We start from the raw sequence: 8,897 nt of genomic DNA on the forward strand, positions 1-8,897 counted from the left end.
TTTTGTGATGTTTCCTTATTAATTAAAATGTGGATGGACCTGCCCTATTAGAGCAGGCCCCGTTCCCTCATAATCGGCTCAAACAACAGAAGCTTTCGAACGCCCTCCGGTGAGTATTTTCCCGATCCCATGGCCGTGCTGTATAGTTCAAGCACACGCTTTACAATCCCTTCCGGCGTCGTTTCCCCGCCAACATGGTCAAGAACCGGTATAAGCCAATTCAACTTTGCACGGGCCGCAGCGCCCCATACAGGGTCCGTTAGGCGTTCCCCTAGGCTTTTTACTCGCTCGGCAATCGCGTACGCAGTAGAGCGCTTAGAACCGTCACGCGAGAGGTAATCGATGCGTTCGCTGTACTCTTCCATGGTCATCTTGTCCGCGATGGCGAGTTCACTGTATAGACGTGTCCACGGGAAGTTACGGCCGGGACAAAACGGCTTCCCCACGCTGTCAATGTGACAGTGTCCGATGACCTGGTGACTATTCAGTGGTATACGAACGCCAAACCGGTTCATGACCTCGGTTTGGATGTGCTTATGCAGCCAACAGGTGGCGAGGAATTGTTCCTCTGTCAGATTGCCGTCAAGTCCGTGATTCGCATAACCTTCATGCTCGATAGTGACAGAATAACGGTTTGGATCGCCCATAAGCTCTTTGATTATGGGTGCTGTCGGCTGCTGTATACGACCGTTTGTCCAGGGCTTGAGTTCAAAGGGAAGATACTGCACAATTTCCCCCTTGCGGCTTACACCGAACGTGGATGATGCCAGGTTTGCCGGATTCGAAAAGTGGTTGTACATGGACTGCATCGTGCCGGCGCTGATGTGATTTACAATAATGATTGGTTTTGTTCCGAGTCTGTCTCCACCGCTTGTGATAAACTTCGGTATGATTTCCAAAACGTTTCCCCCTTAATGATAATAAGCTTCTGCGTCAGAGGGCTTTTCCTTCTCTTGCTCCTTCTTTTTAGGAGCGATAAAGATACCAATGACCATCAAGATAAACAGAATGACATTGGCGATCATATCAATGTGCTCGTCCGGTATCTCTACTCCAAAAACCTGCTTGATAAACGTAGCAATTGCCGCCAGCAGCGGTACTAAGATGGTTTTATTTATCCTTTCCATGCTGATCCTCCTTAAATATTTCTTTCCGGTGATCCCCTTCCAGAATCCACTTGACAATTGCTTTGAGCTCGTCTGAGCCGTGCTTGAAGATTTCTGAACGTTTGATAGGTTCACCCCCAGATGCTCGGCAATGGCCAATATCTCGGCCTCTATACGCGCCTGATTCTCGGTGAATTGCCGAAATTCGCTTTTGTCCCGGACATGGAAAAGGCGTTTCATCTGATGCGTAATGAGACGCCTTCCGGCTTTATCGATGATCATAAAGGTAAGAGCGACGATGGTCGTCCAGGTTATCGGTTTGCCCCAATGCGCTTTGATGAATTCGTATAGATCGTACATAGCTTTTTGTCCTTATACAGCAGTTTGTCCGCGACTTCCCGGCCACAAAAAGAAGCGACAAGACGTAATGCCTCATCGCTTACAGCAGATTCGAGATATTCAGATTCATCAAATTCAATGTACATCATTCCCTCCAAATAGAAAAAGCCGCAGCGGTGCTTCCGCATACGGCCTATTTGATTATATCACACTTAACGGTGCATGGGAACACCGGCAGCTGCAAGACGTGCATTAACGTCCAGATATATTTGATTAATCTGTGCTTGTATGTCTCTCAACCTTTGTGTCTTTTCTTTCGCGCTTAATGCCTTGCTCGCGCTGACTTCCCGTTTCTGCTTGCTAAGGTCCGACAGACGTTTAGATACCGAACCTTTTGCCGTGGAAGTCACCAGTTTGGCGAGTTCTTCGCTGTACCAGCTCGGCGGTTCCGCGCCCACGTCGGCAAGGTCTTTCTTAGCCTGTGACAGACGTTCCTTCGCGTTGTAGAATTCCTCGGACAGTGTGTTTGTGAATGTCGGGTCAACGATAAAGTTTTTAAGCAGCGTATTGCGCGTATTCCCTGCACCGACTTCGGACGTAAGAGGTAGGAGCAGTCGCGCTGGATCGCCTCCGTATGCCCTCAAGAGATAGTCTACCTTCATAGGAGACATGCCAAGTTGTTCCCCGATTACCTTCCCTATTGCGCTTGTGCGCTCGTCATATTGATATTGCGGAGATCGCCCTTCCAGACGCTTCGGTACAATCGGAGCACCAGTAAAGGACTGGTTATTCGCTACAGCCAAAGGAGCAGCCACGGATGTAGCATTGATCGCTCCGATCAAGGATTGATCAAAACCTCCTCCTTGTGTCACACCCTGCAGCGCACCACTCAAGAACGGCGGTGTATAGGCGTTCACGATAGCGTCTGCGCTCATTCTCCAGTTGACCGGATCGCCGTCCTTATATGCACGAAGCATATCCACCATGGAAGCCCCCAAGGCGTTATACTCGGGCGGCATTGGGATTTTAATGAACGTCCCATCGGCGTTTTTACCGACAATCAGGTTTCGATACTTTTCACGAGCCGGAAGGGATTGATAATCCGGGTCATCCCCAAAACGGGCATATTCGTATACCTTCGGGGCGAGCACAAGAGTCGTTACCGCAGCCATTGTTTTGACCGGGTTCTGTTGGAACTGCTTCGCGAATCGTCTGATACCTTGTATCGCCGCATTGGAGTACGGTATGACTTTCTCGATGCTTTCAGAACCTGCACCCTTGCGGCTGAAATTCGTCGTGATCTCCTGTGCTTCCCGCATTGCCTGACGGATGTTCTCAGGTGTCCTCTCGCCTCCTAGACGCCTCAGAGCGCCTCTGTAAGCCGCCATGCGGTTTAGGTTCTCGGATATATCCGATATCTTATGAAGCGCCCGGAAAGTGCCTGTAATAGGGCTTACCACTGCTCTTGCAATGTTCCGACCGGACAATATAGGATCGCGCAGCAGATTCCGGACAGAACGGTTTAATGCACGGTCCCCCATCAAGATGGCCGAGTATTCCCCACCCGTACGCGCGAAGTCCTCTGCAAGGCTACGAAGGGCATTAAATCCCGGCGTATTCTTTGGTAGTTGGTTTGCAAGCGAGCTTAGGATTGCATATCCCAGGTCATACAGATGCATTAGTGGTTGTTTAGATTGGATCATGGACTGTATGACATCTGTCGACAGGCTTCGAGCTGCGAATAGCGGAGCAAGCGGACCGGTAGCCCCGAACTTCGTCGCTTTGCTGAGTGCTCCCAAGGCATCCAAGACAAGATTCGTTTCCTGCGGTCCAAGTCCCACCAATGCCTTGAACACTTCCGGATTTTCAACACGCATCTTGATCGGTTGGCCATTGACCATTGCTGTAACGATATTGTCCGTTCTCGCGCCCTTCTGCGCGCTCTTGCGGAATATGACCGAGAATTCATCGTTTAGGTGCTCAAGAAGTCCTTCCATTCCGTCTTTGCTAAGAATTTCGTTAATCTCGTCCAGTGACTTTTTCGTTGCGTCTGCTGATTCGTCCACAAACGAGATGATTCCTTTGAGCGATTCCGGGTCCTGACGGAGCTTATCGACGATGGTTTGCATCACTCTGTTACGCATAGCAGCATTTGTCCATGCCCCGGTTGCTTCAATAATCGATCGCACAGGGCTAACAATCTTCCGGGCCGAACCGGTCGGACTGACTTCCTTGATCGGAGCCTTTTGGCCGGAAAATGAATTAGTCCGCATTGCAAACGGCTGCGAATACTTTTCCGACAAGGAGAACTGCCGACGCATAGGCGCATAGTTTGGATTTGCTTGACGCAAGGCATCCACCTGGGCAGCCGAAAGCAAGCCTTCCTGTTCGCCGTATACACGAAGTAAATTCTCGGTGTACTGGTCCCATTCGTTAGCTATGCCACGAAATTCCGGATATCGCTGTTCAAGCATATCGATGCGCTGTTGGACTTTTTCCGGCGTCATGTTCAGTTTTGGGTCATACACCCGTTCTCCGCGAGCCATACGGGTCAGAGCATGGCGAAGAATTAAATAATCCTCAAACTCGGGACCACGGCCACGCGCTACCTTGTTCAGTATTTCTTTGAGTCCTGCACCGATCACATTGCCCTGCGGGTCAACAAATTTGTCTTGCACAATCGTATTTGCAAGGTTATTAGCTCGGCGCACGTCTTGGGCGGCGTCATACGTCCTGGCATCGATGTGTTTAAGAGGTGCCGTTAAGTCTACAAGGTTCTGATACGCTGCCCGTCCTGCTGCCTGTACTTCATCAATGGTCCCTTGTGCGTCCCTGCGCAGAGGATTGTCTACGATCTGCCCTTCTGTCGTTGCAAGGTTGCGGCGGTTTCGGTTTAGAGCTGGCGTAATGCCGACACCTTGTTTGCCGAACAGGTTCGTAAACCAATCGCCTTTTTGCACTTGTGCAGCTGGTGCTTGTACCGCCTGCGATTCCACTCTAGGCGATGGCAATTGTGGGGTTTGTTGGGCACGTTCTGGAATCGGTATAGGTTGAGTTGTCCGCCCTCTCTGCAGACGATTCACGCCACGTAACAGCAAGTCTCCTGCTGCCCCTCCGGCACCGCCCAACGCAGTGGATATGCCTACGTCAAGGGCACGCTGCCCAAGTGATTGATCATTCCTCCCGGTCAGCGCTTCCCCGGCTTCCACACCTGCACCAAGCAGGGCACCAGCAGCAGCACCGCGTCCGATGTTGCTGACAAGCGATGCGCCCGCCCTGATGTTTCCGGCCGGGAGAGCTAATCCCCCGGCGATCTGTCCAATCTTACCCGCTGTCGTCTCTGTGGCCCCTTCTGCGCGCTCTGGGAGTCCCATAGAGCGGTCCAAATAAGATGACAGGCCAAAGGTGGCGGTGTCACCTGCGCCCCGCAGGAAGTTCGTTACGGGGTTTGGTGTGGTCACGCCCGGTATTTCGGTAGCCCTCACCACATCCCCAATTTGTTCAATGGGCCGCTCGATTTTCTGTTCTCCGAAGTTACCAGGGATAATTCGAGTGAGCAGGTTTTGCGTACCTCTTGCAAGTCGTGTCAATGGTGATTGCTCGGTCTTCTGCTGTCGCTGTGCAGCGGACGCGCTTGTATCCTCCTGCCTTGGCGCAGCTGGCAGCGGCGATTGAAGTCGCCTTTCCAGGTCCTGAATCTGTTTGAACGGATTAAACAGATCGGGAGCAAGAGCACGAACGTCTTGATTAATCTCAACCGGCGCTGAACCTACAAGGTCACGAGATCGATTCCGTATTGAGTCGTACTTCGATGTTTGCTCGGATGCCGGAGAGGATACCGGCTGACGATATATACCGCTCATGACGCGCTCTTTCGCTTCTTGACCTTGACGAATGCGGTTTTTCCTGATCTCGTCATATTTCGATGCCACGCTATCCCCTCCAGTTCTTCATGACTTTATCCACGTAATTTCGTGTTTCTTTCGGTGCATTTGCCCTGATTTTAGACCAGTCGGCCCCATATTTCTTGATTGCTTTGTCCAGATTACCAGGGCCCCAGTTATAGGCGGCTAGTGCCAGTTGCGGGTCATTGTATTTTTCAGCATTTGGCTAATGTACTGCGTACCACCCATGACGTTCTGTTCCGGGTCAAAGGGATTATTTATCCCAAGATCGCGAGCAGTACCGGGCATTAACTGCATCAATCCTTGTGCCCCTACAGGACTTTTCGCATTGGGATTGAAACTGCTCTCGGCCTGTATAATCGCGGCGATAAGACCCGAATCGACGCCGTATCGATCTGCCGCCGAAGAAACAATGCTCTGGTATTGCGACGGCACTTTGACATTACCAGAGCCTGTTACTTTCCCGCGCCGTACTTTTTGCTAAACTCTGCAATTTCGGACTTCGTGAAGCCGAGCAGCGCGAGCAATTGATCAGTTTGTGCGTCCGGGAGACCGGCGTCAATTGCGCTTAGGAAGGCTTGCTCCCGAATGTTTTGGGCCTGTGTTTTCTGCTCTGGCGTTATGGCCTCCGAAACGGTTGGTAGTCTACCTGTATCGCCGCCGTAAAGGCTGATCAGAGCGTTATAGACCTGATTCGGTGTCATGCCGCTGTACTCGTTGCCCTGTGACGCATTCCGATTAGCTGCTTGTGCAAGCTCGTTATCGAGTGCGGTCCAACGGTAAGCCTCATCGGCTTCGAATTGTGACCGTTGCAATGCCAATTGTGCTCTTTGCAATGCCAACTGTGCTCGGTCAAGATCAAGTCCGCCAAGGCGGATTTGTTCGTCAAGTGCTTGTTGCAACCCAAACCGTCGAACGTCTTCGTCGAACTTCTGCTTCCATTGTTCATCCGCGATCTGATCACGAAGTTGCTGGTACTGGAACTGTTGCAGCGCCATACTTTGCTGGAACTGTTGCTGTTGGCCCGCCAGGTTTAACGGTGTGTTCGGGTTGTTAGCCTGCCGGAATAGTCCGCCCCAATCCCCTTGCGGACTGATCAGCCGGCCCGAAGCTTCTCCGACTGCAAGGGCAGCGTTGAGATTTGCTTGACGATTCGCAAGGTCTTGTTGCTGTCCTCCAAGTGTACGAACACCGAAGCTAGGCGCATTGCCCAAGGCTGTGTTGTAATTGACGTTTGCCCCGACGAGATTCGGATCGCCGCCAAGCGCTGCAATCTGTGCCCTCAACTGATTTGCCGCTGCATTCGCTGCTTGCCGTTCCTCCGGCGTTGTAGCCGCCGCATAGGCTTGTTTTTGCTGCAAGACCTGATTGTACAGATCGCGCAATTGCGGGCTCTGAAACGTCCCTGTAAGCTCTCCGATAGCGTATTGATTTGCAAAATCTTGCTGTACTTGTTGGTCTGCTCTCGTCTGTTGATTGAGCAGAGGTTGCAACGCTGCCAGCTGGTTTTGGAATTGTTGTTGCCGCCGCGCTTCCTCTTGGGCCAAGATTTGCGGAATGACCTGTGTTTCAAGGTACTCTGCCTCTCGGTTCTGAATCCCCTGTGCGCGTTCCCCAAGTGCTGTAGAACGACCGAAACCGGCTGAACCAAGCGCCTCCTGCGCCGCACGTATACCCTCGTTTGCCCGACGTGCAGACTGTGCTTGAAAAGCCTGATATTGCGCTGTGTTGTATGGATCGACGCGCTGCTGACTTTGCGCAAATTGCATAATGGCCCGAATCGCTTCATCCGCTTGTGTTGTGTACGGATTCGTTGGGAGATTCGAATACGGGTTATACTGCTGAACGGTTGGCTGTGACGTCGATTGACTCGTTGTCGTCTGTTGCGGCTGGTTCTGTCGTTGCTGATAGGCGTTCCAGGCATTGTTCGTGTAGGTGGCCCCGTTATACGCTTTGTCGGCCTTCATGAAGTTCTGTCCTCCGACGGTCACATAGCCGGTATTAGGGTTGTAACCGATTTGAGAGTTGGCTATGCCCCGTTCATTTAGCGCTTTTCGAATACCGGTTGTGTAAGCATTCGGGCTTGTGGCTACCGCCATGTTATCCCTCCTTGCATAAGAAAAGAGCCTACCTCATGGTAGACTCATATAATGGAAAACAAAAAGGACACCTTTGAGATGTCCTTTTTTCATGCGTATAAGCGTTCCACATAATACGCTTTAAGCTTCATCAATCCTTCAAGTTCTTTGATGCTGATTTCAAGTTGCTTTTTATATTTGGTTTTGTTTTTCTCGAAAGTCTTGATGTCATTTTTCACTCGGGCAATGTCTTTGTTCAGATGCGCGATACATGCCTTAATGTTGTACTTGGGATCATCATACGGGTCAATTTCTGCATACGCTGTGGCCGAAAATAAGAGTGAAACCACAACCATTAACAGTACCGCCATTCTCTTCATTATCCGCACCTCTTTTTCGTTTTCTAAGAACATTTTACCATCTATGAAGTGCGAATTCCATTAGAAAAAGTAATTGCCTTATTTGCCGGACCTCCTGAAGTTGTCGCCACATATACTGTACCGCTAATACCCGTGAAATAATCCGCTTTAGCATTTAAAGCCTCTTGAAGCGTTTGAGACTGGTTTGTACTTCTAAGTTCGCTCCAGTTATCAACTTCAATCAAATATCCTGTCGCTGGTGCCAATTTCACATTTCCAGCAGCTGTTGAGAGAACAAGATTAGTAGTTGCAATTAACGTTAAATCATTATTACGAGATACGATTTGACCTCTCATCGTTCCAGATTCAAACACATTGATACCAGGAGATCCAAGATAGTTGGCTCTTATTTCAATATAATTAGATGAATCGCGGTACGCACCGAGTAATGTATTTGACGGGTCCATAACTACTCGTGGATAACCAGATGCACTCTGAATCAAAGCGCTTGTCATCGTTACATTGCCGTTTATATCTGCCCTGAATGTGTCGTACAAGCCATTGTTTATGACCAGACCATTATTGTTTAACTGGACATATCCATTTCCCAACAAATCATTCCGGATTGTCATGCCTGTAGCTGTAACATTGCCGTTAATGTCCGCTTTAAACGTATCAATAGTTCCGTTATTAATGACCATTCCATTGCCGTCAAGTTGGATATAGGCACCGGCGGTCAAGTCGCTTCGGATCGTGACAATATTCGCATCAATGGTCCCTGCAGTAATTTTGTCAGCTGTAAGAGACTTGATATTCAAACTGTCCAGGTTTAGCAGCAGTTGCCGCAACTCCTGCACAAGCTTGTTGATTTTATCCGAGTGATCTTCAAATGTCGGAAAGGGTGGTAGGCCCGAAAAGGATGGTACGGGCATGTTATCCCTCCTTCATCGCTTCTACGGCCTTGTACGCCTTTCTGAGGTTTTCTATACGCTGGTCAATACCTTTGATACCCTCCGTGTCTTCGATAGCCATAAGGGCTGTTCTGTCGATCTCAAGCGAAAATATTTGCTGCTCATATTGTTTCAATCGTGCTTCGATCATGGCGTTTTT

General features: G+C 50.1%; 7 protein-coding genes. All 7 read right to left on the minus strand.

The features are described 5' to 3' along the window. Positions 1–47: 47 nt before the first annotated feature. A complete protein-coding gene (locus tag PACILC2_RS04800; RefSeq protein WP_213527817.1) occupies positions 48–899 on the minus strand; it encodes an N-acetylmuramoyl-L-alanine amidase in 852 nt (283 codons plus the stop codon). 12 nt (positions 900–911) lie between these two features. Then, on the minus strand, positions 912–1,466 hold the full coding sequence (locus tag PACILC2_RS04805) for a hypothetical protein (RefSeq protein WP_213527819.1): 555 nt from the start codon (positions 1,464–1,466) through the stop codon (positions 912–914). 191 nt (positions 1,467–1,657) lie between these two features. Continuing rightward, the gene (locus tag PACILC2_RS04810; protein ID WP_213527821.1) at positions 1,658–5,377 is read right to left on the minus strand and encodes an LPD38 domain-containing protein; all 3,720 of its coding nucleotides are present in this window, start codon (positions 5,375–5,377) and stop codon (positions 1,658–1,660) included. Between the two features lie 138 nt (positions 5,378–5,515). Further along, positions 5,516–5,785: a lytic transglycosylase domain-containing protein gene (locus PACILC2_RS29165; RefSeq protein ID WP_372447050.1), complete on the minus strand. Its 270-nt coding sequence runs from the start codon at positions 5,783–5,785 to the stop codon at positions 5,516–5,518. Between the two features lie 20 nt (positions 5,786–5,805). Continuing rightward, the gene (locus PACILC2_RS04820) at positions 5,806–7,449 is read right to left on the minus strand and encodes a hypothetical protein (RefSeq protein WP_213527823.1); all 1,644 of its coding nucleotides are present in this window, start codon (positions 7,447–7,449) and stop codon (positions 5,806–5,808) included. 89 nt (positions 7,450–7,538) lie between these two features. Then, on the minus strand, positions 7,539–7,808 hold the full coding sequence (locus PACILC2_RS04825; RefSeq protein WP_213527825.1) for a hypothetical protein: 270 nt from the start codon (positions 7,806–7,808) through the stop codon (positions 7,539–7,541). A 41-nt stretch (positions 7,809–7,849) separates the two neighbouring features. Then, positions 7,850–8,719: a hypothetical protein gene (locus PACILC2_RS04830; protein WP_213527827.1), complete on the minus strand. Its 870-nt coding sequence runs from the start codon at positions 8,717–8,719 to the stop codon at positions 7,850–7,852. Between the last annotated feature and the right edge of the window lie 178 nt (positions 8,720–8,897).

It is taken from the genome of Paenibacillus cisolokensis (genome assembly GCF_018403665.1).
GTDB classification, from domain to species: Bacteria; Bacillota; Bacilli; order Paenibacillales; family Paenibacillaceae; genus Paenibacillus_AH; species Paenibacillus_AH cisolokensis.